Below are 22,851 nucleotides of genomic sequence, written 5' to 3'. Positions count from 1 at the left end.
CGGTGGAAGACGCGCCCGAACCCGTAATCTCCATCAGGATGGTCCCGCAAACCGTCGCCCCGGAAACCCCGAACAGTCCACAGCCACCGGCGGCAGGCACTTCCGCGGAACAACAGCAACCTAGACCTGCCGGGCAACAGGCCGAAGGCGCAGCCCCACCGCCTGCGCCTCCGGCCCCTACCGCTACGCCGGCCCCTGAGGCGGTCCCGAAACCGGGCGAGACGCAAACTGAGCCGCCCAAGGCCGAGCCGGAGATGAAGGAGGCAAGCGCCTTCTATGCCGCCACCATTCTCTCCCGCCCGGAAAACCGCTCCGCTCGCGACGCACTGAAAACGCTGTCCCCGTCCGAACGGAACGAGCAGATTTGCGATACGGAGGCGATGGAGCAAATTCGCCGCACCGACTCAAAGCTCCAGCCGGACCGGCTGATTGCCTACGCTCTGGAGAATACACAGGTGGATGGGGATCGGTTGCGCGCGCCCGGTGCCGCCTTCCGGAGCGCGCATCGCTGGTTCCGCCTGACCTTCGACTGCATCCTCGACACCAGGCGTGGCGCCGTCATCGCCTTCCGCTTCGCCATCGGCACACTCATCCCGAGCAGTCGCTGGGACGACCTTCATCTGGAACGCTGAGCCTCCACCAAGCATTTGTTCTCAAAGCGCCTTTGGAAACAGGCCGAGCACCGCGACAGATTTTTCTCGCTTTTTCGAAAAGCTTTCTGTTATATTGTTTTCCGTTTTGAACGGTTCCGTTGCGTGAAGCTCCGGGGACCGTTTTATTTTTGTGCCGCGCTCATCAAAAGACGTGGAAACGACAAGACATGCGGCCGCATGGGAGATGTCCTATGCGTCAGCGACGGGAAGGAAATGGAAATGGTCGAAAAAGTTCCGATGACCCAGTCCGGCTTCGCCAAGCTCAATGAGGAGCTGCGTTGGCGCCAGCAGGAAGAACGCCCCCGCATCATTGAGGCGATCGCCGAAGCGCGCGCCCATGGCGATCTGTCGGAAAACGCCGAGTATCACGCCGCCAAGGAAGCACAGAGCCACAACGAAGGCCGTATCAGCGAGCTTGAGGATCTGATTGGTCGCGCCGAAGTCATCGATCTTTCCAAGATGTCCGGAAGCACGATCAAATTCGGTGCCACCGTCAAGCTCGTTGACGAGGACACGGAAGAAGAAAAGACCTACCAGATCGTCGGCGACCAGGAAGCGGACGTGAAGTCCGGCCGCATCTCGATCTCCTCGCCGATCGCCCGCGCCCTCATCGGCAAGGAAAAGGGTGACTCGATCGAGGTCAACGCCCCCGGCGGTTCCAAGGCCTACGAAATCCTCAACATCTCCTGGGGCTGATCCGCCCGGAAATCCGACACCGTGCCCGAGTTAACGACCGCCGCCGAAACCCGCGTCATTGCGCCGAATTTCAAGCGGCGGCTCTCGGGCGTGACGTCCACGATCGTCCAGCTCGTGCCGGAACAGAATAGCCAGGGCCAGCGCGTCGCCGTGCTCGGCCCCGGCCTGCCCGCCCACCTGCCGCATCTTGGCTGGCTCGACCTTCTGAAGCTCTGGCGCAAGCCAAGGGGCGGCGGCAAGCGCATCTGGCATGCGCGCCGCAACAACGAAATGCTGTTCGGCCTCCTCCTGCGCGACGTGTTGCGCATGCCGATCCGGCTGCTCTTCACATCTGCCGCCCAACGCAACCACAGCCACTACACCCGCTGGCTGATTGCGAAGATGGATGCCGTCGTCGCCACCAGTGCGCGCTCGGGCTCTTTTCTGAAAGTGCCGCACACCGTCGTCTCCCATGGCGTCGACCTCGCCCTCTTCCATCCGGCAGAAACCGACAGCGACACGATGGCGGCGTCAGGCCTGCCCGGCCGCTATCTCATCGGCTGCTTCGGCCGCGTCCGTCATACGAAGGGCACCGATCTTTTCGTCCGAGCGATGATCGAACTTCTTCCGAAGTATCCGGACTGGACCTCGATCGTCACGGGCCGCGTCACCTCCGACAACAAACCCTTCGCAAATGCATTGGAAGCCGACATCAAGGCCGCCGGTCTCGAAGACCGCATCCGCATCCTGGGCGAGGTGGACGATATCAAGCCTTGGTACCGCCGGCTTACGCTATACGTCGCCCCCTCCCGCAACGAAGGCTTTGGCCTCACCCCGCTCGAAGCCATGGCATCGAAGACGGCGGTGGTTGCCAGCGACGCGGGTGCCTATGCTGGAATGATCGTGCCCGGAAAGACCGGCGAGATCGCACCGGCCGGTGATTACGAGACGCTGCGCGATGCGATTGCGAAATACTTGGCAGACCCGTCATTGGCGGAAGCGCACGGAGAAGAAGCTCTCGCCGACGTCCGCGCACGCTTCGATCTCAAGGGCGAGGCTGAAGCGCTGGGCGCGATTTACGAGACGTTGGCGAGGGACTGAGAGCCCGCCCCAACCGTCTCCCCCCTTGTGGGGGAGATGGCGGCAGCCAGAGGGGGACTTTACCGCGAACGCCGGAGCGAGCGGAAATAAAGACCCCTCCCCAACCCTCCCCACAAGGGGGAGGGAGAGTTACCCGCAGCGCAAGCCCACCATCAAATCTCGATCAGCCCGACCTTCTTCACCTGCCGGATCGTCAGCATGGTCCGCACGGTGTCGACATTCTCGTCTGCCGCCAGTTGCTCGATGACGAAATCCTGAAACACGGTCAGGTTCTCCGCCACGCATTGCAGCAGGAAATCGCTTTCGCCCGACACCATCCAAGCCTGCCGCACCAGCGGCCACTTGGTGGTGGCGGCCGAAAAGCTCTTGAGATTGGCCTCAGACTGATGCTTCAAACCCACCATGCAGAAGGCCGTCAGATCCATCCCGAGCTTCGGACCGTTCAGGATGGCGCGATAGCCTTCGATGATCCCGGTGTCCTCCAGCCGGCGGACCCGACGAAGACAGGGCGGCGCGGAAATGCCGGCGCGGCTTGCGAGCTCCACATTCGTGATGCGCCCGTCCGCCTGAAGCTCCCGAAGGATTCTGATGTCGATCGCGTCGAGTTCGGCACGGAACATGAAGGGTCCAAAAGCTTGGGAATCGGCTGAAATGTGTGCTTTAGCTATGACAGGACGCGAGTTTACGCACAAGCGGGCGCGGCTTTCTGTTGGTAAGCAGCCCGCTCCCTTGAAACTACCCCCTGCCGCCTCATAAATAACGTTCAAGTTTCATGGTCGCGGCGCGCATATTGCTTTGCGCCTTTCAGGCCGCGCGAAAGGATCACACAATGTCCAACCGTCACGTCAAGGTTCTCATCATCGGCTCCGGCCCGGCCGGCTACACCGCCGCTATCTACGCCGCGCGCGCCATGCTGCAGCCGGTGCTGATCGCCGGCCTCGATCAGGGTGGCCAGCTGATGATCACTACCGATGTCGAGAACTATCCGGGCTATGCCGATCCGATCCAGGGCCCGTTCCTGATGGAGCAGATGCTGAACCAGGCGACGCATGTCGGCGCCGAGATCGTCAACGACATCGTGACGAGCGTCGACACCTCCCGCCGTCCCTTCAACGTCGTCACCGACAGCGGCGCGACCTGGACCGCCGACACGCTGATCATCTGCACCGGCGCAAAGGCCAAGTGGCTCGGCATCGACTCCGAAAAGACCTTCCAGGGCTTCGGCGTCTCGGCCTGCGCCACCTGTGACGGCTTCTTCTATCGCAACAAGGACGTGATCGTGGTCGGCGGCGGCAACTCGGCCGTTGAAGAAGCGCTCTATCTCTCCAATATCGCGAAGTCGGTGACCGTCGTGCATCGCCGTGACTCGTTCCGCTCGGAAAAGATCCTGCAGGAACGCCTCTTCGCCAAGGAAAACGTCAAGATCGTCTGGAATGTCGAGATTGCCGAAATCGTTGGCGACGCCTCCCCGGTCTCCGTGACCGGCGTGAAGCTGCGCAACACCAAGACCGGCGAGATCACCGAACACGCCACCAATGGCGTCTTCGTCGCCATCGGCCATGCGCCGGCGGTCGAACTCTTCGAAGGCCAACTGCGCCAGAAGCCGAACGGTTACCTGTGGACAGCGCCCGATTCGACTGCCACAAACGTCGAGGGGGTATTCGCAGCAGGCGACGTGACGGACGACACCTTCCGGCAGGCCATCACGGCGGCCGGCATGGGCTGCATGGCAGCGCTCGAAGCCGAGCGCTATCTGGCCGGTCACCTCGCAGCACCTGCTGTCGCCGCCGAATAAATAAAAGTTCATGACCTAAAGGGGAACGGCATGGGCGGACCGCTGGACTGGGACAAGCTGAGAATCTTTCATGCCGCTGCGGAGGCAGGCTCGTTCACGCATGCCGCCGAGAGCCTGCATCTGTCGCAATCCGCGATCAGCCGTCAGGTCAGCGCGCTGGAAAGCGATGTCGGCTGCAAGCTCTTCCACCGCCATGCCCGCGGCCTGATCCTGACCGAACAGGGCGAACTGCTCTATCGCACCGCCCATGATGTGCTGATGAAGCTGGAAACGGTGAAGATCCAGCTCACCGAAACCACCGAGAAGCCGAGCGGCAAGCTGAAGGTCACGACGACCGTCGGTCTGGGCCAGGGCTGGCTGACCGACAAGATCCAGGAATTCCTGAACCTCTATCCCGACATGCAGGTCCAGCTCATCCTTGACAATGAGGAATTGGACGTGAACATGCGTCACGCCGACTGCGCCATTCGTCTACGCCAGCCGCAGCAGTCGGACCTCATCCAGCGCAAGCTCTTCACCGTGCATATGCATGTCTATGCCGCCCCCGCCTATCTGAGCCGCCACGGCGAGCCGCAGTCGCTCGACGATCTGGACAAGCACCGCATCATCACCTTCGGCGAGCCTGCCCCCGGCTACCTGCTGGACGTGAACTGGCTGGAGATCGCCGGTCGCTCGTCCGACAACCCGCGGGCATCGCATCTGCAGATCAATTCGCTCAGCGCCATCAAGCAGGCAGCCCTCAAGGGCATCGGCATCGCCATGTTGCCCGACTATATCGTTGGCCGCGATCCGGGCCTCGTACAGCTGGTCACCAATGCCGACGTGCCGTCATTCGACACCTATTTCTGCTATCCCGATGAAATGAAGAACGCAGCAAAGCTCAAAGTCTTCCGCGATTTCATCGTCGCCAAAGCGCGTAACTGGAACTTTTGATCCTCTGTGCAACGTCAAAATTGCGCCGCACAGATTCGAGGCAGACATAGTTGACGGCTATATTTTAAGCAGAAATCAATCAAATTTAGTGAGCGCTGTCGGACGATTCAAAATTCTGATTGATGAAGCCTTGAAATTTTGACCGCAGAGTCAAATATTTAAATCATAAAAAACAATAACTTATTGGAAAAATCACCAAAGCTATGCGCAAAAAGCATGTCTGGCATGCAAGGCCAATCCTTGAAACTTGCACAATTTGGCATCATATCACGCTCAGTTGTTGAGCTCAGCGGTTTTCCTCCCAGTGCCGCTGCAACAACTGTTCCCCTCTGGAGGTTTTTACCTTCACAACTATACGGGCCCGAGAGAAATCTTGCGGCCCATTTTTTTTGCTTGAAAAAATGCTTTGGTTTTGACGTGAAGACGAGCGCGGCGTGACCGCCACGCTCTCGGCAGGCTTCGCCACTCCTTATCCCACGGTGGTCGTATCCGCCGGCTGCTGGCCGACATCCCCGCCATCGACATAGCCGTTGTTGAAGGTCTGGATGACCTGCTTGAGCTGCGTCATCAAATCCTGCGCCAGCGTCTTCATATCCGGCTTGGCGTCGCCACTTTCAGCGCCCTTGGCATGATGCGCGCCGCCGGCCTTCTCATGCTCCGCCTTCAGATGCGTTGCGAATTGCTGCTCGTCGATCGATCCCGTCCCACCCGTATCGATCGACTGAAAGATCTTGGTCGCATCGTCCTCCGACATGGTTTTCGGACGACCGGCAACGAATTCGGAAAGCGAAACGGAACCGCTCTTGTCGGTGTCGATGTTGGAGAAGGCCTTAGCCGCTGCCGCCTCACCTCCACCATGATGGCGATGATGGTGGCCATTAACCGCGCCGCTCTGCTGCGGGTCGACGGGCTGTGTGCCGTCAGCGGTGGAACCCGTCGTCGAAGACGGATCGACTGGCGTTCCGGCCCGCATCGCCTGGATCTGCATCATCAGCGAATTGATGGTGGAGGCCGCCTGCGCGCCCACCCCCGTGGTATCGTCGGTACTCAGAACGCTCGCCAGCGACGGAACCGTCTGGCTGGCCGCAACCGGGCTATTGCTGCTGGATGAATCATCATTGTCCGCAGACTGGTTGGCTGCGAGCAATTGGGACAATTGACTGGAATAGACGGCACTGCCGCCTGGTGATGACATTATCGAAGTCATGCTCATCTCCTCGAGAGATTGCAGTTGGAGTCACCACTCGCCGCTGTCCCCAAGCGTTGAGAGGCAGCTTCACTAGGCTCGCGGAAGCTTGAGCCAGGATTGCGTTTTCAAAGCCGACATACGAAAAAACCGCCGGATTTGCGCCCGGCGGTTTGAAACATGCGAAAAACGCTCTTCAGCGCTTAGTTGCAGGCATTGCAGAAGCGCTGAATGCGGCGGCAAGCCTCTTCCAGCATGGCTTCCGACGTCGCATAGGAGATGCGGAAATTCGGGCCCATGCCGAAGGCAGTGCCGTGAACGACGGCCACACCTTCCGATTCGAGCAGTTCCATCACGAAGTCCTGGTCCGTGTTGATGACGCGGCCCGAAGGAGCCGTCTTGCCGATCAGGCCGGCGCAGGACGGATAGACGTAGAATGCGCCTTCCGGAACCGGGCAGGAAATGCCCTTCGCCTGATTGAGCATGGAGACGACCAGATCGCGGCGCGACTGGAAGATCGCCTTGTTCTTCTCGATGAAGTCCTGCGGACCGTTCAGTGCCTCAACGGCTGCCCACTGGGCAATCGCGTTAGTGCCGGAGGTCTGCTGACCCTGGATCATGTCCATGGCCTTAATCAGCTCGACGGGGCCGGCGGCATAGCCGATACGCCAGCCGGTCATCGCATAGGCCTTGGAAACGCCGTTCATGGTCAGCGTACGGCTATAAAGGCCGGGCTCGACCTGAGCAGGTGTCGCAAACTTGAAGCCGTCGAACGTCAGGTGCTCGTACATGTCGTCGGTCAGAACCCAGACATGCGGATGGCGCAGCAGAACGTCGGTCAGCTTCTTCAGCTCGTCATGCGTATAGGCCGCTCCGGAAGGGTTGGACGGCGAGTTGAAGATGAACCACTTGGTCTTCGGCGTGATCGCCTTTTCCAGATCTTCCGGCTGCAGCTTGAAGCCGTTTTCGATCGTGGCGTTGACGAAGACGGACGTCCCGCCGCAGATCGCGACCATTTCCGGATAGGAGACCCAGTAAGGCGCAGGGATGATGACCTCGTCGCCGGGGTTCAGCGTCGCCATCAGCGCGTTGAACAGGATCTGCTTGCCGCCGGTGCCGACGATGACCTGGGCCGCCGTATAGTCGAGGCCGTTCTCGCGCTTGTACTTCTTGGCGATCGCCTCGCGCAGTTCCTGGATACCGGCAACAGCCGTGTACTTCGTCTCGCCGCGGTTGATGGCGTCGATGGCGGCTTTCTTGATGTTGTCCGGCGTATCGAAATCGGGCTCGCCTGCGCTGAGGCTGATGACGTCAACGCCCTTGGCCTTGAGCTCGCGGGCCTTCTGGGCCATTGCGATGGTGGCGGAGGGCTTCACTCGGGAAAGCGCGTCGGCAATAAAAGCCATGATCTTCGAACCTTTGAGAACTGACAGAAAGGCTGGCCGACCCCTTGAGAACCCGGCCTTGAGCCGCGATGGGTTATGTCGAAACAAACCCCGTAATTCAAGTCAATTCAGGCGATGAATGCTTCAATTTTGACGATCGCTCGGCAGTCAATCGGCAAGGCTTAATCGGCAAGTAACGATTTCGTGCTACCCCAGAGGTTGATTGTACCAATATGCCACCGGATTCCGTTGATGACGTCGACCAGTCTCTTCTCACGTTTGCAGCGCCTTGAGGATGGCACGTATGTTGCAACCCATGGCGCCTTCGTGCTTCAGACCGCGCTCCAGCCGATCTTCGGCGAAGATGCCAATGGCGATCTGCTCCTGGCCGCCTTCGAAGGCCTCGTACGCGCCCGGCGCGGCAATGATGCCGTCGCCCCGTCACAATTCTTTCCGCAGGTCGATCCCGCCGATCTTCCGGAAGTCGACAGCCTGCTGCGCACGCTGCACATTCTCAACACCGGGCTTCTCAACCGCCGCTCGGTCAAGCTCTTCGTCAACTTCCATCCCGGCATGTTCCTGACGTTGCAGGCGATCCGCCACGAAGTGGACCGCATTGCGCTCGCCACCCGCGAAGCCGGCATGAAGCCCGAGCAGATCGTCTGCGAAATCACACGCAAGAAGAACGAGGACCTGAAGGCGATCACCCATTTCGCCAACAGTCTGCGCGAACTCGGCTTCAAGACCGCCGTCGACGAATATGGCGCGCAGGACAGCGACGCCGAGCGCGTGGCGATCCTCAAGCCGGAATTCGTCAAGTTCGAAACCAGCTGGGTTCTCGAATTCATGCAGGACTCGACGGGCTTTGCGCTCCTGAAGGTCATGGTCGAGCAGTTCATGGAACGTGGGATCCAGCCGATCTTCGAGGGCCTGGAAGAACTTTCGCAGGTGGAACTCTGCCAGGAACTCGGCGTACCGCTCATGCAGGGCTATGTGCTCGCCCGCCCGGAAATCGCGCCGACGAGTTTCAACCGCACCTATCCGGAGCCCTTCGAGCATGTGCGTCCGCAGATCGCCCCTGCCCGCGCCTCCATGCCGTCCTTCGGCACCGGCCGACGGGCTTCCTCCTTCGGTAAGCGAGGGGCGTAAGCGCCCCTCTCCGTCTGGAAACGCTTACTTCCCGACCGAATTCAGCACCTTGTAGAGATCCGCAGGCTTCTTGCCGGCAGCCGCTGCCATGGCGCTCATCGGCGAAGCGGCATCGGCATTGATAAAGCCGGCGGCCTTCAGCGTCCCGACCAGTTCATCCGGGGTGACGCCCAGCACCGGTGCGACCGTAGTCGGCGTCGCGGCAGCCATGGCAGCCGCCAGCGCGAATTGTGGCGGTCCGCTTCTTTCCCCTTGCGCACCCGCCGGAACAAGCCCGAAGGCAGCCACGGCGGCAACGCCAAAGGCAAGGCTGACAGGCATGGCCGCGCGTTTGAAATAGTTAATAAAAGGTCTCCAGTTTCGCCACATGTGAAGCCCGAAAGGGACTGCCAGAAGCAGGCTGAGCCATTCATGGACGCCATGCAACCAACTGGGTCCGATGTGGAAGAAAATGATCACGCCAGATATCAGCGAGACAACAAAAAGTGAGGTCAGCGCGGGGGTCGCATAACGGAACAGGACGTCTTTCATCTCCGGTCTCCTTCAGGCCTTTCAAACATGTCCGGAAGATGTCGTACGCCTGATATAAACGCCTGTAAAACAACATTAAATTTGTTTTCCTTCGCGCAAAATGGCTTCACGTTTACGACACAAAACTTAACATGCGGCCCGCCTTGCGGCAGTCAGGAGGCGATGGCGTCATACAAGTTTCACGCGTGCCTTGAATTGGCCACGATAAATCTCGGCTGGCGTCACAATTTGACCCGTCTGAGGCCATGATGACCCGTTTTAAAATAAGACATCGATCACGTGCCGTCTGTAACACGAGGAAACAGCCTCCGGCCGTCGAGATCGGTGGGACATTGCAGGCCAGTCCAACGGCCGGCAGGAAGATTGGGGAAGATCATGTTTCTGGAAGACGAACTGGAATATGTCCGGCTGAAGCGCAACGACAACATCATGGGCTGGCTCGCGATTGTCTTCGTGGCCGCTCTGGTGTTCATGTTCGCGGGCCTGATGAATTCCGCCTCTGCAACGGGCGCTTCCCCGGCGCATACAGCCGAGGCACGCCAGAATGCCGGCGTCGGCTCTCTCTTCCTTCCCTCGCCTCACGTAACGAGCCACGTGGCGGCAAGCCAACCTCTGCTTGTCGAGGTCGCCAGCCGTGACGTCCCGTCGGCCGAAGCAGCCTCGCAGCCGGCAGACGCGATGTTTCAGACCGTGGCCCTGAACGATGCCGATGCAAACGAGACCTCTTTTGCTCAGGCCGGGCGGGAACTGGCCCTGGCGATCTCCAAGCAGGCCAGCGCCTTCCAGTTCGCGCAGAGCGCGGGGCTCGCCGATCACGACATCCTGAATGGCCTGCTGCTGGTCTCCGTCGCGTTCATCGGCGGCAGCTTTATCCTGCTCACGTTCGGCGGCCCGCGCGGCAGCAGGGACGATGAGGATCGTATTGATGTCCTCTAAAAAGGACGATCGCCGCCAGCCTCTCGCCATCCGGACTGCTATAGCCCTGTTGGCGACGCTGGCTCTGGCAGGCCTCGTCCTGATTGGGAACGGCCTCTACATCAAGGCAAAAGCTGAACTGTCACAGGCCCTCCTAAACCGCAGCTTCGAACGTCGCGTTCAGGGCCTGGGTGACGGCAGGCCTTGGCCATGGGCGGATTTTCAGGTGGTGGCGCGCATCTCGACGCCCCGCCTGGCAAAACGCGGCATCGTGATTGCCGGCGTCAGCGCCACGACACGCAGCCTCGGTCCCGCATGGCTTGAAGCCTCTCCCTTGCCAGGCGACAACGGCACGTCCGTCATCGCAGCAAACAGCGACAGCCAGTTTGCCTGGATTGGCAATCTGAGGCGTGGCGACACCATCCACATCGAACTCGCCGACGGGCGCGCGCTGGATTTCCGCGCCACCGGCACCCGCATTGCCCGCTGGGACGATAACGGCATCGACGTCTCGGCGCTGGGCCGTCATCTGGCCCTGACGACCTGCTGGCCGCTCGACGGCACGGCCGGGAGCCCCTTTCGCTATGTGGTCGATGCCGACCTCATCGATATCCGGCAACCGATGCTGGCCTCGGCGCGCTGAACCCCGACGCCGGCACGGCCCCCGCCCACCCCTTGAGCCCACACCGTGATCCCGGCCCCTTGAGGAAGAGACAAACGGCTGGTAGAAGGCCGGCGTCGCGCATTGCCGCGCCCTCCCCCGGAAAAGGCTCTCAACATGTCCCGCCTGCAAGCCAATCTTTGCCTTCTTCTCGCCGGCGCGATCTGGGGCGGAGGTTTTGTCGTGCAGGCAAGCGCCATGAAATCGCTCGGCCCGCTTTGGTTCATCGGCCTGCGGTTTCTGGTTGCCACCGCCGCCGTGGCACCCTTTGCCTGGCGCGAGGCAAAACGCGCAGAAAAGCCGGTGACGCCCCGCACATACGCTGCCTTCTCGGCCATCGGCCTGGCGCTCTTTGCCGGTGCGGTGACGCAGCAGATCGGACTTCTGACGACCACGGTCACGAATTCCGGCTTTCTGACCGGCCTCTACGTCATCATGGTGCCGATCCTCACCGTCGTCATCCTGCGCAAGGCGCCGCACTGGATCATCTGGCCGGCCGCCATGCTGGCGCTGATCGGCATCTTTCTCCTCAGCGGCGGGGCGATCGCCAGCCTCACCTACGGCGACGCCATGACGATTGTCTGCGCGTTCTTCTGGTCGGTCCAGGTATTCCTCATCGGCATCTTCGCCAGCCAGAGCGGTCGACCGCTGCTCTTGTCTGCCTGGCAATTCGCCGTGACGGGGATCTGTGCGACCGCCGGTGCCATTCTGCTGGAACCGATTTCATGGACCGCCATTTCAGATGCGGCGTTCGAGATCGCCTATGCAGGCATCTTCTCCTCAGGGCTCGCCTTCAGCCTGCAGGTCATAGGCCAGCGCTATACGACGGCGCCGCAGGCCGCGATTTTCCTCTCCTCCGAAGCCTTGTTCGCAGCGACGTTCGGGGCGCTGATCCTGGGCGAAACGATCACCCCGCTCGGCTATGTCGGCTGCGGCGTCATCTTTCTCGCGATGATGCTGGTTGAAATCGTTCCGGAAATTCTGTCGCGACGAAGCCAGTCCGCGACGCAAGCAGGATAAAAGTCAGCCCTACACACTGATTACTTTTCAAGCACTTGCGAAATATGCCCATATGGCGGGCAATTAAACATTTGAAATTTCCGCGCGCGGACCCGAGAAGTTTTCAAAAAACCCGTAAAAGTTTCTCTTGCCAATTTTTCAGAACTACATCACTCTGCGCTCCGTCCACAGAAATGTTTGGACACACGGGAAGACCTCATAATTTCTGCGCTCCGGAGACGCGACAAGTTCCGGGCGGTCGTTTTGGGTATCGGGCAAGGCAGGTCCGGTGTCCAGATGAACCGCGGTAACAAACAGGACCTTTCCTCCGCATGACGACGACTGCCTGCCGGGGGCGCTTCTGATGGCGCTGAATGAGCCCGTACCGGCACGGGCATGAGAAAAGGACCTGAGACACATGGCCGAGACTGGCACTGTAAAATTCTTCAATACCGACAAGGGCTTCGGCTTCATCAAGCCCGACAAGGGCGGCGCGGACATCTTCGTCCACATCTCCGCCGTACAGGCATCGGGCCTCAATGGCCTGACCGAAAACCAGAAGGTCAGCTTCGACACCGAGCCGGATCGCCGCGGCAAGGGCCCGAAGGCTGTCAACCTGACGGTGACCGGCTAAACGGCGACGACTTGAGCGTCTGACTTAGATTTGAGACCGCAGTTTGCCGGCGCAGCCTTTTGCGCTTCCAGACTGCGGTTTTCTCTTTTGGTGCGGAACTTTCGGACCTTTGGGCAATTTTAACCTTGTTCAGACTGCGTTCAGCTTCGAAGACCTAACTTTCGTCGCAACAACGCGATCTGATCGCGCGCATGGACGAAAGGAAAGGCCATGAACAAGGTTTCGAAATTTGTCGCGATTTCCTGCGCCGCAACGGTCGCAGCCTTTGCAGTTGCCGGCAGCGCATCTGCTCATGAATGGCATCGCCGCTACTATGGCGGTGGAGATGCCCTTGCCGCGGGCGTGGCGGGTCTGGCCGTCGGCGTGATCGCCGGCGCAGCCATTGCCAGCCCGCCGCCGCCGCGCCGCTACTATTATGATGACGGTTATTACGCCCCGCCGCCGCCACCGCCGCCACGCCGTGTCTACTATCGCCCGGCCTATGTTTACGAGCAACCGGTTCCGGTCTATCGTCCGAGCCTCGAGCCGTGGTCGCGCAGCTGGTATCGCTATTGCTCGAACCGCTATCGCTCGTTCGACCCGCAGAGCGGCACCTTCATCGGTTATGACGGCCGCCAGCATTTCTGCACCGCAGGCTGATCAGCGTCTTCTCTCAAAACTGAAAATGCCGGGTTCGTCGCCCGGCATTTTGTCTGCCTCTCGGTGCTCGAAGCTAGGCGCTCAAAGCCCGGCCAGGAAAGGATTGTTCCGGCGCTCGTCGCCGATCCTGCTCCCCGGTCCATGTCCGCAAAGAAAGCCGACATGGTCGCCGAGCGGAAACACCTTGGTCTTGATCGAATTCAGCAGTGTCGCGTGGTCGCCGCCCGGCAGATCCGTGCGCCCGATGGAACCATGGAAGAGCACGTCGCCGAGATGAGCGATGCCCTCCTCCCGGTGGAAATAGATCACGTGCCCCGGCGCATGGCCCGGCGTGTGATAGACCTCGAAGACATGGGTGCCGAAGCTGACGGTCTCGCCGTCGTCCAGCCAGCGATCGGGAACACAGTTGCGCATGGGCGTATCGAGCCCATACATTTTCGCCTTCGCCTCGATATCCTTCAGCAAAGTCTCGTCGTTCCTGTGCGGACCGACGATCTCGACACCCAGTGCCTCCTTGAGCTCCATCGCCCCGCCGGCGTGATCGAGATGGCCGTGGGTCAGCCAGATCGCCTTCACGTCGATCGCATTGGACTTCAGAACCTCAAGGATCGTCCCGACATCGCCGCCGGGATCGACGACGACGCCTTCCTTGCTCTCACTGTCAAAGAGGACCGTGCAGTTCTGCTGAAAAGCCGTTACCGGGATCACGCCTGCCTGAAGCTTCGCCATATCGCTACTCCGTTGTCGTTGCCACAGCAGATAGAGGAAGATCGAGCAGATGGAAACGGGGCTGATGGGAATTCAGCGTTCGGAAACCGCCTCGGGCACGGCAAGCGGCGATACCGCCAAGGATGCCGTCGTAGCAAGAAGCGCCGCAATGCCGAAAACGACGGTGAAGAAAAGGATGGCCACAGGCCGCATCGAGCGCGGCTCGTCCTCTTTGGTAATTTCGGTCGACGACATGGGTACCCCTTTTCATGCGGTTCTGGTAGCGGATTCGCGGCTAGAACGCGAGGAAGGATAAAGGGTTCCGCGGGGAAAAGCGCTGCTTTTGCCTTTTATCAAGCCCGTGCATATTTTGTCACACCAAACTTTGATCTGGATCAAGCTGCGTCATTAAGTCGTTGACATAAACACAGATTCGCATGAAACTTTCGGACAGATCATGAACTGACGGGAGGCATTTCATGGACTACGCGAATATCGCAATACAGATCGTCGCAGGCATTATCGCCGGTAACGCCGTCTGCGCGGGCATGAAGCAACCGGCTCTCACGCTTTTGAGCAGAACAGCGATCGGCGCGGTGGGCGGCGTCCTTGGCGGCCTCGTGTTCAACCTGACCGGCGGCGCAAGTGCCGTCTCCGGTGCATTGGTGGATGTTTACACGGGCGGCTTCGGAGGCGCGATCCTCACGCCGATCGTCGGGGCCCTGGCGACAGGCATGCTGCGGACGCGCCACTAGGCCGACTAGGGAGCGACGGAGAGCGGATAGAGAGGCGGGTGGACCCGCGACGCAGCGGAATGCTTCTCCGGCTGGAGCGGCGAAGCAGAACTCATATCTTGCTGTTGATCCGATGGACATTTACGGTCTATCGGAAAACACGGTCGCAGACTGCGGCTGCGACATGAAAGACATGAGGACTACGCATGCTTGAAGCTCAACGCACGCGGCCTGGCAAGAAAAGCCGGCCCGAACCAGTCATGGAGCCGATGACGGCTGCCGATGGCGTTGACTTCGAGATCATAGAACTCCTCTTCTTCGCCTATCGCGCCTTTACCTCCGACCCTGACGCGATCCTGGAAAAGGGCGACATGGGCCGGGCGCATCACCGCGTCCTGCATTTCGTCAACCGCGAGCCGGGCATGACGGTGGCAGCGCTTCTCGACACGCTCAAGATCACCAAGCAGTCGCTTGCCCGCGTCCTGAAGCAATTGATCGACAAGGGTTACATCTGTCAGATCGCAGGACCGGAAGATCGCCGCCAGCGCTGCCTCTACCCCACCCGCGCCGGTCGTGACCTGGCGCTCGAACTGTCCACGCCCCAGCACCGCCGCATCGCGCGGGCGCTGGCGTCCGCAACCGCGCAGGAACGCGCCGAAATCGTGCGTTTCCTGACCCGCCTGAGCGTCGAAGACGAAGGAGGCGAAGCATGATCGCCAATGTAAAGGCCGAACCGATTGCCGATGACGCCCCTCACCTCCTGATCGTCGATGACGACAAGCGTATTCGCGATCTGCTGCAGCGCTTCCTGCAGGACAAGGGCTTTCGTGTCACCGCCGCCGCTGATAGCCAGGAGGCGCGACGCAAGCTGGAAGGCCTCGATTTCGACCTTCTGATTGCCGACGTGATGATGCCCGGCGAAAACGGCATTGCGCTGACGAAGTCGCTGCGCAAGGACCGCAAGTTCCCCATCATCGTGCTGACCGCGCTCAGCGAACCGGAATCGCGCATTGAAGGACTGGAAGCGGGCGCGGACGACTATCTGGGCAAGCCGTTCGATCCGCGCGAGCTGGTGCTGCGCATCAACAACATCCTGCGCCGCAGCGTCGCCGAACGCCCCCCGGCGATCGAACAGATGATGTTCGGCCCGTTCACCTTCTCGATCACCAAGGCCGAGCTTCGCCGCAGCGGCGAATTCGTGCACCTCACAGATCGCGAGCAGGAGATCATGCGCATTTTCGCCATGCGCGCAGGCGATACCGTTCCCCGTCACGAGCTGGCCGGCAGCGACGCCGAGACGGGCGAGCGCACCATCGATGTCCAGATCAACCGCCTGCGTCGCAAGATCGAGGACGATCCGTCCAATCCGGTCTGGCTGCAAACGGTGCGCGGCATCGGCTATCGTCTCAACACGGAATAGGTATTCAGGCACGCCCGGTGAAATCGGAAACGGTTTTTTCGACAGGGTGTGCCAAACGGGAAGCTGGGTTCAGGACCCTTGAAATGGCAGATACGGACGCAAAGCCGAGCAGTTTCGATGCGATCCGCCCCGAGCGGGACCGCGTCCCGTCGTCGGGCTGGAAGCGGTCGATCCGCTGGCTGCGCCGGCAGTTGCCGACCGGCCTGTTTGCCCGCTCGCTGCTGATCATCATCCTGCCGATGTTCATCCTGCAGGGCGTCGTGACCTATCTCTTCATGGAGCGTCACTGGCACATGGTGACGGAGCGCCTGTCGAGCGCGGTGACGCGCGACATCGCCGCGATCATCGACATGATGGAGACCTATCCGCAGAACGACGATTTCGCCCAGCTGAAACGCATCGCCAGCCAGCGCCTCGAACTGGATATCTCGGTCGAGAAGAACGGCACACTGCCACCGCCACGGCCCAAGCCCTTCTTCTCCCTGCTGGACGACTTCCTGAGCCAGGAAATTGCCCGGCGCATCGGCAAGCCCTTCTGGATCGATACGGTCGGCAATTCGCGCATCATCGAAATCCGCATCCTGGTCGGCAAGGACGTGCTGCGCATCTTCGCGCCCCGTGCATCCGCCTATGCCTCCAACACCCATATCTTCATCGTCTGGATGGTGGTGACGTCGATCATTCTGATCGGCATCTCCGTCCTCTTCATCCGCGGCCAGATCCGGCCAATCACTGCGCTGGCCAGGGCCGCGGAAAGTTTCGGCAAGGGCCAGAAGATGCCGGAAAACTTCGCCCCGCGCGGTGCCGATGAGATCCGTAAGGCAAGCCTCGCCTTCATTCTCATGCGCGAACGCATCGAGCGCCATGTGGAGCAGCGCACCGCGATGCTCAGCGGCGTCAGCCACGACCTGCGAACGGTGCTGACGCGCTTCAAGCTGCAGCTGGCCCTTCTCGGCGACGACAAGGAACTGGAGCCGCTGCACCAGGACGTCAACGACATGCAATCCATGCTCGAAGGTTATCTCGCCTTCGTCCGCTCGGAAGCGGAAGAGGATGTCGGAACGGTCTATTTGAGCGAAGTTGTGCGCCGGCTGGAAATGCATGCGGAGCTGGAAAACAAGGGCTTCAGCGCGACGATCGAAGGGCAGGATGAAATCCGCGTCCGCCCCAATGCCTTCAACCGGCTGATCTCGAACCTCATTTCGAATGCCTGGCGGCATGCCGACAATGTGCGCTTCAAGGCCGATCACGGCACGAAGTGGCTGACGGTGACGGTCGATGACGACGGTCCAGGCATTCCGCCTGCTATGCGCGACGACGTCTTCAAGCCGTTCTTCCGGCTGGACGAGGCTCGCAATCTCAACGCCTCCGGCACCGGTCTCGGCCTCTCCATCGCGCGCGACGTCGCTCGCTCGCATGGCGGCAACGTGACGCTGGACGACAGTCCCATGGGAGGCCTGAGGGCCGTTATCCGTATCCCGGCATAAGCCGGCTACCGGCCGTAACCACCCATCAGTTCAGGATAGGGCCGACGCAGATTGAAGCGATGCCAGGCATCGATGCGCTTGGGATAGCGCGCCCTGAGCGCGTCGAGCGGCTGCAGAAGCGCGCCGCCGCGACCGAGATGTGCGTCGATGATCTCGACGATGCGCCGGTTGGGCCAGGGCTTGTTGACGATCTTGAGAAAGGCGTCGAAGGCCTTCGCCTCCTGCCCTGCCCCCGCTCGATGCGCCATGAGGCAGAAGGCAAACGCAGTCGAACGGCTCACGCCGGCATGGCAATGCACGAGAATGCGGCTGTCCGGCAGTTCCACGGCGGGCCGCACAGTCTCGAACAGGCTGACGACAAGATCGGGAAAATGCGCGGTAAAGGCCGCGGTCTCCTGGTCGCGCAGCCGCGCCACGATATGCTCGCCGCGCCCGATGACCGGCACGAGATGATCCGGCAATTCGGGATCGATCAGCGACACGACATGAGTGGCGCGCCATTCCTCCGCCACCTCGCGGGCGCGCGGCAGGCAGCTCACACGGAAATTCTGATCCAGCATCATCTTCATCCCCTCGAATCCCGGAATCAGGCCTACGCCTCGATTGGGGCAAAAAACGGCACATTCAGGGAGAGTTCAGTAGAGCCGCGCACCATCCGGGACAGGACGCTCGACACCGGCCAGAACAATCGCGCCTTCCGCATCGGCAAAGCCAAGGGTCAGCACCTCGGACATGAACGGGCCGATCTGGCGTGGCGGAAAATTGACAACGCCCATGACCCGCCGCCCGACCAGCGTCTCGGGCGCATAATGCACGGTGATTTGCGCGGAGGACTTCTTCCGGCCGATCTCCGGCCCGAAATCGATCACCAGCTTGATGGCTGGCCTGCGCGCCTGCGGAAAGGGTTCAGCCTCTACGATCGTCCCGATGCGGATATCCACCTTCTCGAAATCAGCATAGGTGATCGGTTCGGTCATGATGGCTCGCTCAGTTTGCCAGTTCCTGCGCACGCTTCCGCGCCGCGGCGATCGCGGCATCGAAAAGCGGCTGCATGCCGTCCTCGGCCATCAGGACGGAAAGGGCTGCCGCCGTCGTGCCGCCCGGGGACGTCACATTGATACGCAGCCGCGAAGCATCCTCGGGGGACTGGTGTAGGAGTTCACCAGCCCCCGAGACTGTTTCTCGAGCAAGACGCATGGCGAGATCCGCCGGCAGACCGAGTTTTCGGCCCGCCTCAGCCATGCACTCGACGAGATAGAAAACATAGGCCGGGCCACTGCCCGACAGCGCCGTGACGGCATCGATATCCGCCTCCGACGAAACCCATTCGACCGGACCGCTGACCTTGAGCAGGTCATGAACCTTTGCCTTCTGCGCAGGCGTCACGGCGGAATTGGCATAGGCCCCGGTCACCCCGCGACCGACCATGGCCGGCGTATTCGGCATGGCGCGCACATGGGCGCCCGCTCCGAGATGTCCTTCAATGAACGAAAGCGTCTTGCCTGCGGCAATCGACACCACAACCGTGTCCACCCCAACCAGACTTTTGACCGAGGGCAGCGCGGCATCCATGATCTGCGGCTTCACGGCCAGAAAAAGGATCGACGCCTTGAGGCCTTCCGGCGCAGTGGTGGCAACCTCCACGCCATGCTCGGCGGCCAGCGCCGCCATGGCATCGGAGACCTTCGGATCGAGGATCAGGATCGAGGAACCGGCAATACCGCTTTTGAGCCAGCCGGCGAGCATCGCCCCGCCCATATTGCCCGCACCGAGAAGAACGATCTTGCCTTCAGACATGCCTCAGGCTTCCCCGGCCGTTTCAAACAGGACAGCGTCAACCGCGTCCTGTGCATCCATGCCGGACCAGACGACGAACTGGAACGCCTGGAAATAGGCTTCGCAGCTGTCCAGAGCATTCGACAGCAGAACCTCCACCTGACGATCGGTCGGCTCGGCCCCGCCTGCCAGAAGAAGAGACTGACGGAAGATCACCGCGTCCTCATGCCGCCACAGATCGAAATGACCCATCAGCACCTGTCCGTTGACGATGGACAGGAGGCGGATCACTTCGTTGACGCGGCTTTGCGGCACTTTCAGATCGAAGGCGCAGGCCAGATGCAGCGCTTCGAACTCCTCCATCCAGGAAAAGGACACGTTGTAGTCGGCCCAGCGGCCGCCCACGGACATCGAAATCTCGTCTTCGCCGGACCTTTCGAAGGACCAGTCATTATTGGCGGCGACAAACTCGATCATATCGACCGGGTTCGACTGGCGCGCGATCTGCATTTCAATAAGGCTCATTCGGCATGTTCTCCATCGGACCCGCAACGGCTCGGCGACAAGCACACACTCGCCAAACCCAATGAACGCGCCAGATACAAAGATTAAACGATCCTATGCGGTAAAAAGGCTAGGCGCGTCGTCCTGCCCGAAACTTGCGCCGCTTCGAATCGTCGTTGAAAATCAGTCTATAGCGGCGCCCCGTTCCCGCCACCCCCGCATCAATACCTTTTGGCGCATCAAATGGCGCAACCGCTTTAGGAGCTGCTTGATCGCAAAGGCATAACCGACTCTGCGGCAATGATTTTTCGGTGGAATCCACAGGCGCAGAAAATTTCTGAAAAAATTCGATTGAACGGAAATGCGATGAATGCACCTGCGAAAAGGCGGTGATTCATACACAGGCAAAGGCCCGCAACAGCGGAAAAACAAAAGGGGCCTCGCCAAACGAGACCCCTCGAATTCTTTGTAATTCAACACCAAAGCCGAGGCGGCGGTCAGCCCTTCTTCGCCGCCAGCTTCGCCTCAAGCTCGGCGATCTTCGCGGCCAGCGCGTCGTTTTCCTCGCGCGCCTTCACAGCCATCTCGCGCACGGCCTCGAATTCCTCGCGCTTGACGAGGTCCATCGAGTTCATGAAGCGCTCGGCCTGAGCCCGGAATGCCGTTTCGGCCTCCTGACGAAGGCCCTGTGCTGCGCCCGCCGCATCCGTCATCAGCTTGGCGAAATCGTCAAAAATGCGGTTCGGTCCCGTGGACATGATCGTCTCCCTTGCCTTTCGGACTACAACATTCAGAAACTGAGGTAGGTCGTCGCGCGGTCTTATGCAAGCACTATTGCTCGATGCCGCAACCCGCGCGCGGCAAAGCCCGTGGAGGTTTACCAAAGGTCAGAAAAATCGCCTTGACCCTGCCCCTTTCACACTTCATTTTCCCGCCGAAACAACGGGCGGGAAACAGATTGCACACCGAACTCATCACCATGTCGGCCCTCGCCTTTCCGGGCTTCAACCCGATCGCCTTCGAAATCGGGCCGCTGAAAGTACATTGGTACGGCATCGGCTATGTCGTCTCCATCATGCTCGGCTGGTTCTACGCCCGCCGGCTGATCGCCAATGACACTCTCTGGCGAAGTGGCCGGGCGCCGGTCAATGCCCAGCAACTCGATGACTTTGTTCTCTACGCCGCCATCGGCATCGTGCTCGGCGGCCGCGTCGGCTATGCGCTCTTCTACGACCTGCCGAATGTGCTTGCGGATCCGATGCGATTCTTCCGTGTCTACGATGGGGGCATGTCCTTCCATGGCGGCTTCCTCGGCACGACCATCGCCATGATCCTGTTTGCCCGCATCAACAGGATACCCGTCTGGAGCCTGTTCGATATCGTCTCGATTGTCGCGCCCATCGGGCTCGGCATCGTACGTGTCGCCAATTTCATCAATGGCGAACTCTGGGGCCGCATTACCGACGTGCCGTGGGCCATCGTCTTTCCGACGGGCGGCCCTTTCCCGCGCCATCCGAGCCAGCTTTACGAAGCCGGCCTTGAAGGCATCGTCCTTCTCTCCGTGCTCAGCCTGCTCGCCTACGGCCCGAAGCTCCTGAAAACGCCCGGCTTCATCACCGGCGTCTTCGTCTGCGGCTATGGCCTCAGCCGCATCACGGCGGAATTCTTCCGCGAGCCCGATGCGCAGCTTGGCTATCTCTTTGGTGGCTGGCTCACCATGGGCATGCTTCTGTCGCTGCCGATGGTGGCTGCCGGCCTGTGGGCAATCTGGCGCGCCCGCCGCGCCGCCGCCCGCCTGCCGCAGGGAGACGAAGCGACCTCATGACGACGCCGCTTGCCGAAAAGATCAGGGCTTTCATCCGGACCAACGGGCCGATCAGCGTGACCGACTATTTCGCGCTGTGTCTGGCCGACCCGGAACACGGCTACTACAAGACCCGCGAACCCTTCGGGGCTGCCGGCGATTTCACGACGGCGCCCGAGATCAGCCAGCTCTTCGGCGAAATGGTCGGCATCTTTCTGGTGCAGGCATGGAAGGCGCATGGCGCGCCATCGGAATTTCACCTCGCCGAAATCGGTCCCGGCCGCGGCACGATGATGGCCGACATCCTGCGCGTCATCAAGAAGCTCGCGCCCGACATGTTCGAGGCCGCGCAGATCCATCTGATCGAAACCAGCGAACGTCTGCGCAAGGTTCAGGCGCAGACCCTGGTGGCCGACAAATGGAAGATCACCTGGCATGACGGGTTCGACGGCATTCCGGCCGGCCCCCTCCTCCTTGCCGCCAACGAACTCTTCGATGCGATCCCGATCCGCCAGTTCGTCAAGACGCCGACCGGCTTCCGCGAGCGCATGGTCGGCCTCGACGCCGAGGGTCGATTGACATTCGCCGCCGGAATTGCAGGCGTCGATCCGGCCCTCCTGCCCGGTCCTCCCGGACCGCAACCCATGGGCGCCATTGCTGAATTTGCCCCTGCCCGTCTCGCCGTCATGCAGGCGCTCTGCCAGCGGCTTCTCGAAGGTGGCGGCTCCGCGCTGATCATCGACTATGGCCATGTCGCTTCCGGATATGGCGATACGCTGCAGGCGATCCGCGCGCATCAGTTCGACCCGCCGCTCGCCCATCCCGGCGAAGCGGACCTGACCAGCCATGTCGATTTCGAGGCCCTGGCGAAAACCGCGCATCTCTCCGGCCTGCATGTCAACGGGGTCATGCATCAGGGCGATTTCCTCGCCGGACTCGGGATTTACGAGCGCGCCGAGTCGCTGGCGCGTGGCAAGGAAAGCCTTGCCGCGGAGGATATCGCCACGGCGGTCGATCGTCTTGCCGGTGCAGGGATCGGCAAGATGGGGGAACTCTTCAAGGTTCTCGCCGTTTCTTCGAGCCATGTGGAGCTCGAACCTTTCATCGCCCGCCGCCATCCGGCCGTGGATTGACAGACCCTTCTGCAGTTTGCAACATCCGC

28 protein-coding genes are annotated in these 22,851 nt (G+C 60.9%); 18 read left to right on the top strand and 10 right to left on the bottom strand.

The annotated features are described in order from the left end of the window. The first annotated feature begins 254 nt into the window (after positions 1–254). The 3 genes from LQK83_RS00975 (at position 255) to LQK83_RS00965 (ending at position 2,429) form a co-directional block, all read left to right on the top strand. Positions 255–632 (top strand): DUF930 domain-containing protein, encoded by a 378-nt coding sequence (locus LQK83_RS00975; protein ID WP_230835423.1) that lies wholly within the window; start codon positions 255–257, stop codon positions 630–632. Between the two features lie 240 nt (positions 633–872). Beyond that, entirely contained in the window at positions 873–1,349 is a 477-nt protein-coding gene (gene greA, locus LQK83_RS00970; protein WP_112696535.1) for a transcription elongation factor GreA, read from the top strand. Between the two features lie 21 nt (positions 1,350–1,370). Then, entirely contained in the window at positions 1,371–2,429 is a 1,059-nt protein-coding gene (locus tag LQK83_RS00965; protein ID WP_230835422.1) for a glycosyltransferase family 4 protein, read from the top strand. A 152-nt stretch (positions 2,430–2,581) separates the two neighbouring features. Here LQK83_RS00965 and LQK83_RS00960 read toward each other — a convergent pair whose 3' ends face one another. Further along, positions 2,582–3,049, bottom strand: coding sequence for an Lrp/AsnC family transcriptional regulator (locus tag LQK83_RS00960; protein ID WP_230835421.1), 468 nt, complete (start codon positions 3,047–3,049; stop codon positions 2,582–2,584). 209 nt (positions 3,050–3,258) lie between these two features. Here LQK83_RS00960 and trxB point away from each other — a divergent pair, with 209 nt between their 5' ends. Together trxB and LQK83_RS00950 are read left to right on the top strand one after the other, a co-directional pair. Further along, positions 3,259–4,224 carry a thioredoxin-disulfide reductase gene (gene trxB, locus LQK83_RS00955; RefSeq protein WP_230835420.1) on the top strand — a complete coding sequence of 322 codons (966 nt, stop codon included), beginning with the start codon at positions 3,259–3,261 and terminating at the stop codon, positions 4,222–4,224. Positions 4,225–4,254: 30 nt separating this feature from the next. Beyond that, positions 4,255–5,157, top strand: a complete 903-nt coding sequence (locus LQK83_RS00950; RefSeq protein ID WP_230835419.1) for a LysR family transcriptional regulator VtlR — start codon at positions 4,255–4,257, stop codon at positions 5,155–5,157. A gap of 469 nt (positions 5,158–5,626) precedes the next feature. On the opposite strand, the gene LQK83_RS00945 is transcribed toward LQK83_RS00950, so the two are convergent. Together LQK83_RS00945 and LQK83_RS00940 are read right to left on the bottom strand one after the other, a co-directional pair. Then, positions 5,627–6,364, bottom strand: coding sequence for an EF-hand domain-containing protein (locus LQK83_RS00945; protein ID WP_230835418.1), 738 nt, complete (start codon positions 6,362–6,364; stop codon positions 5,627–5,629). Between the two features lie 182 nt (positions 6,365–6,546). Next, positions 6,547–7,749, bottom strand: coding sequence for a pyridoxal phosphate-dependent aminotransferase (locus tag LQK83_RS00940; RefSeq protein ID WP_230835417.1), 1,203 nt, complete (start codon positions 7,747–7,749; stop codon positions 6,547–6,549). Positions 7,750–7,980: 231 nt separating this feature from the next. Here LQK83_RS00940 and LQK83_RS00935 point away from each other — a divergent pair, with 231 nt between their 5' ends. After that, positions 7,981–8,877 carry an EAL domain-containing protein gene (locus tag LQK83_RS00935; protein ID WP_230835416.1) on the top strand — a complete coding sequence of 299 codons (897 nt, stop codon included), beginning with the start codon at positions 7,981–7,983 and terminating at the stop codon, positions 8,875–8,877. A 24-nt stretch (positions 8,878–8,901) separates the two neighbouring features. Here LQK83_RS00935 and LQK83_RS00930 read toward each other — a convergent pair whose 3' ends face one another. After that, the gene (locus LQK83_RS00930; protein ID WP_230835415.1) at positions 8,902–9,408 is read right to left on the bottom strand and encodes a DUF4405 domain-containing protein; all 507 of its coding nucleotides are present in this window, start codon (positions 9,406–9,408) and stop codon (positions 8,902–8,904) included. 375 nt (positions 9,409–9,783) lie between these two features. Between LQK83_RS00930 and LQK83_RS00925 the strand changes: the two genes are divergently transcribed. The 5 genes from LQK83_RS00925 (at position 9,784) to LQK83_RS00905 (ending at position 13,256) form a co-directional block, all read left to right on the top strand. Beyond that, entirely contained in the window at positions 9,784–10,344 is a 561-nt protein-coding gene (locus tag LQK83_RS00925; RefSeq protein ID WP_230835414.1) for a hypothetical protein, read from the top strand. Beyond that, positions 10,334–10,966 (top strand): class GN sortase, encoded by a 633-nt coding sequence (locus tag LQK83_RS00920; protein ID WP_230835413.1) that lies wholly within the window; start codon positions 10,334–10,336, stop codon positions 10,964–10,966. The genes LQK83_RS00925 and LQK83_RS00920 overlap by 11 nt, the downstream gene beginning before the upstream one ends. A gap of 135 nt (positions 10,967–11,101) precedes the next feature. Next, positions 11,102–12,004: a DMT family transporter gene (locus LQK83_RS00915; RefSeq protein WP_230835412.1), complete on the top strand. Its 903-nt coding sequence runs from the start codon at positions 11,102–11,104 to the stop codon at positions 12,002–12,004. A 397-nt stretch (positions 12,005–12,401) separates the two neighbouring features. After that, a complete protein-coding gene (locus LQK83_RS00910; protein WP_109857120.1) occupies positions 12,402–12,617 on the top strand; it encodes a cold-shock protein in 216 nt (71 codons plus the stop codon). A gap of 210 nt (positions 12,618–12,827) precedes the next feature. Then, positions 12,828–13,256, top strand: a complete 429-nt coding sequence (locus LQK83_RS00905; RefSeq protein WP_230835411.1) for a BA14K family protein — start codon at positions 12,828–12,830, stop codon at positions 13,254–13,256. Between the two features lie 81 nt (positions 13,257–13,337). Here LQK83_RS00905 and LQK83_RS00900 read toward each other — a convergent pair whose 3' ends face one another. Next, positions 13,338–13,985: an MBL fold metallo-hydrolase gene (locus LQK83_RS00900; RefSeq protein WP_230835410.1), complete on the bottom strand. Its 648-nt coding sequence runs from the start codon at positions 13,983–13,985 to the stop codon at positions 13,338–13,340. A 49-nt stretch (positions 13,986–14,034) separates the two neighbouring features. Here LQK83_RS00900 and LQK83_RS00895 point away from each other — a divergent pair, with 49 nt between their 5' ends. From LQK83_RS00895 to LQK83_RS00875, 5 genes are all read left to right on the top strand, one after another. Then, entirely contained in the window at positions 14,035–14,280 is a 246-nt protein-coding gene (locus LQK83_RS00895) for a hypothetical protein (protein ID WP_230835409.1), read from the top strand. Between the two features lie 163 nt (positions 14,281–14,443). Further along, positions 14,444–14,719, top strand: a complete 276-nt coding sequence (locus tag LQK83_RS00890; protein WP_230835408.1) for a hypothetical protein — start codon at positions 14,444–14,446, stop codon at positions 14,717–14,719. A gap of 185 nt (positions 14,720–14,904) precedes the next feature. Next, entirely contained in the window at positions 14,905–15,411 is a 507-nt protein-coding gene (locus LQK83_RS00885; protein ID WP_230835407.1) for a MarR family winged helix-turn-helix transcriptional regulator, read from the top strand. Beyond that, positions 15,408–16,118 (top strand): response regulator, encoded by a 711-nt coding sequence (locus LQK83_RS00880; RefSeq protein WP_230835406.1) that lies wholly within the window; start codon positions 15,408–15,410, stop codon positions 16,116–16,118. Before LQK83_RS00885 ends, LQK83_RS00880 begins: the two co-directional genes overlap by 4 nt. A gap of 83 nt (positions 16,119–16,201) precedes the next feature. Beyond that, entirely contained in the window at positions 16,202–17,605 is a 1,404-nt protein-coding gene (locus LQK83_RS00875) for an ATP-binding protein (RefSeq protein ID WP_230835405.1), read from the top strand. Between the two features lie 5 nt (positions 17,606–17,610). Here LQK83_RS00875 and LQK83_RS00870 read toward each other — a convergent pair whose 3' ends face one another. The 5 genes from LQK83_RS00870 to LQK83_RS00850 form a co-directional block, all read right to left on the bottom strand. After that, a complete protein-coding gene (locus LQK83_RS00870) occupies positions 17,611–18,168 on the bottom strand; it encodes a protein tyrosine phosphatase (protein WP_230835404.1) in 558 nt (185 codons plus the stop codon). 72 nt (positions 18,169–18,240) lie between these two features. Beyond that, complete coding sequence (locus tag LQK83_RS00865) at positions 18,241–18,582, bottom strand: tRNA-binding protein (protein WP_230835403.1); 342 nt, start codon at positions 18,580–18,582, stop codon at positions 18,241–18,243. A gap of 10 nt (positions 18,583–18,592) precedes the next feature. Beyond that, positions 18,593–19,402: a pyrroline-5-carboxylate reductase gene (proC, locus tag LQK83_RS00860; RefSeq protein ID WP_230835402.1), complete on the bottom strand. Its 810-nt coding sequence runs from the start codon at positions 19,400–19,402 to the stop codon at positions 18,593–18,595. Positions 19,403–19,405: 3 nt separating this feature from the next. Continuing rightward, complete coding sequence (locus LQK83_RS00855; RefSeq protein WP_230835401.1) at positions 19,406–19,906, bottom strand: YbjN domain-containing protein; 501 nt, start codon at positions 19,904–19,906, stop codon at positions 19,406–19,408. Between the two features lie 476 nt (positions 19,907–20,382). Continuing rightward, on the bottom strand, positions 20,383–20,643 hold the full coding sequence (locus LQK83_RS00850) for an accessory factor UbiK family protein (RefSeq protein ID WP_230835400.1): 261 nt from the start codon (positions 20,641–20,643) through the stop codon (positions 20,383–20,385). 221 nt (positions 20,644–20,864) lie between these two features. Here LQK83_RS00850 and lgt point away from each other — a divergent pair, with 221 nt between their 5' ends. Further along, positions 20,865–21,710 carry a prolipoprotein diacylglyceryl transferase gene (gene lgt, locus LQK83_RS00845; RefSeq protein WP_230836241.1) on the top strand — a complete coding sequence of 282 codons (846 nt, stop codon included), beginning with the start codon at positions 20,865–20,867 and terminating at the stop codon, positions 21,708–21,710. Continuing rightward, a complete protein-coding gene (locus LQK83_RS00840) occupies positions 21,707–22,822 on the top strand; it encodes a class I SAM-dependent methyltransferase (protein ID WP_230835399.1) in 1,116 nt (371 codons plus the stop codon). Before lgt ends, LQK83_RS00840 begins: the two co-directional genes overlap by 4 nt. Positions 22,823–22,851 lie beyond the last annotated feature (29 nt).

Origin of the sequence: Rhizobium sp. C1 (genome assembly GCF_021026335.1) — a bacterium.
Lineage (GTDB): Bacteria > Pseudomonadota > Alphaproteobacteria > Rhizobiales > Rhizobiaceae > Ensifer_A.
Note: the sequence above shows the minus strand (reverse complement) of the source record. Positions and strands in the feature narration are given on the sequence as shown.

Coding starts and splice junctions, on each gene's coding strand:
- LQK83_RS00855 (WP_230835401.1), bottom strand. CDS start 19,906: ATGAGCCTTATTGAAATGCAGATCGCGCGCCAGTCGAACCCGGTCGAT.
- LQK83_RS00975 (WP_230835423.1), top strand. CDS start 255: ATGAAGGAGGCAAGCGCCTTCTATGCCGCCACCATTCTCTCCCGCCCG.
- LQK83_RS00850 (WP_230835400.1), bottom strand. CDS start 20,643: ATGTCCACGGGACCGAACCGCATTTTTGACGATTTCGCCAAGCTGATG.
- LQK83_RS00840 (WP_230835399.1), top strand. CDS start 21,707: ATGACGACGCCGCTTGCCGAAAAGATCAGGGCTTTCATCCGGACCAAC.
- LQK83_RS00915 (WP_230835412.1), top strand. CDS start 11,102: ATGTCCCGCCTGCAAGCCAATCTTTGCCTTCTTCTCGCCGGCGCGATC.
- LQK83_RS00940 (WP_230835417.1), bottom strand. CDS start 7,749: ATGGCTTTTATTGCCGACGCGCTTTCCCGAGTGAAGCCCTCCGCCACC.
- LQK83_RS00910 (WP_109857120.1), top strand. CDS start 12,402: ATGGCCGAGACTGGCACTGTAAAATTCTTCAATACCGACAAGGGCTTC.
- LQK83_RS00895 (WP_230835409.1), top strand. CDS start 14,035: ATGGAAACGGGGCTGATGGGAATTCAGCGTTCGGAAACCGCCTCGGGC.
- LQK83_RS00920 (WP_230835413.1), top strand. CDS start 10,334: ATGTCCTCTAAAAAGGACGATCGCCGCCAGCCTCTCGCCATCCGGACT.
- LQK83_RS00960 (WP_230835421.1), bottom strand. CDS start 3,049: ATGTTCCGTGCCGAACTCGACGCGATCGACATCAGAATCCTTCGGGAG.
- LQK83_RS00880 (WP_230835406.1), top strand. CDS start 15,408: ATGATCGCCAATGTAAAGGCCGAACCGATTGCCGATGACGCCCCTCAC.
- LQK83_RS00950 (WP_230835419.1), top strand. CDS start 4,255: ATGGGCGGACCGCTGGACTGGGACAAGCTGAGAATCTTTCATGCCGCT.
- LQK83_RS00925 (WP_230835414.1), top strand. CDS start 9,784: ATGTTTCTGGAAGACGAACTGGAATATGTCCGGCTGAAGCGCAACGAC.
- LQK83_RS00930 (WP_230835415.1), bottom strand. CDS start 9,408: ATGAAAGACGTCCTGTTCCGTTATGCGACCCCCGCGCTGACCTCACTT.
- trxB (WP_230835420.1), top strand. CDS start 3,259: ATGTCCAACCGTCACGTCAAGGTTCTCATCATCGGCTCCGGCCCGGCC.
- greA (WP_112696535.1), top strand. CDS start 873: ATGGTCGAAAAAGTTCCGATGACCCAGTCCGGCTTCGCCAAGCTCAAT.
- LQK83_RS00935 (WP_230835416.1), top strand. CDS start 7,981: ATGACGTCGACCAGTCTCTTCTCACGTTTGCAGCGCCTTGAGGATGGC.
- LQK83_RS00890 (WP_230835408.1), top strand. CDS start 14,444: ATGGACTACGCGAATATCGCAATACAGATCGTCGCAGGCATTATCGCC.
- proC (WP_230835402.1), bottom strand. CDS start 19,402: ATGTCTGAAGGCAAGATCGTTCTTCTCGGTGCGGGCAATATGGGCGGG.
- LQK83_RS00870 (WP_230835404.1), bottom strand. CDS start 18,168: ATGATGCTGGATCAGAATTTCCGTGTGAGCTGCCTGCCGCGCGCCCGC.
- lgt (WP_230836241.1), top strand. CDS start 20,865: ATGTCGGCCCTCGCCTTTCCGGGCTTCAACCCGATCGCCTTCGAAATC.
- LQK83_RS00875 (WP_230835405.1), top strand. CDS start 16,202: ATGGCAGATACGGACGCAAAGCCGAGCAGTTTCGATGCGATCCGCCCC.
- LQK83_RS00885 (WP_230835407.1), top strand. CDS start 14,905: ATGCTTGAAGCTCAACGCACGCGGCCTGGCAAGAAAAGCCGGCCCGAA.
- LQK83_RS00905 (WP_230835411.1), top strand. CDS start 12,828: ATGAACAAGGTTTCGAAATTTGTCGCGATTTCCTGCGCCGCAACGGTC.
- LQK83_RS00865 (WP_230835403.1), bottom strand. CDS start 18,582: ATGACCGAACCGATCACCTATGCTGATTTCGAGAAGGTGGATATCCGC.
- LQK83_RS00900 (WP_230835410.1), bottom strand. CDS start 13,985: ATGGCGAAGCTTCAGGCAGGCGTGATCCCGGTAACGGCTTTTCAGCAG.
- LQK83_RS00945 (WP_230835418.1), bottom strand. CDS start 6,364: ATGACTTCGATAATGTCATCACCAGGCGGCAGTGCCGTCTATTCCAGT.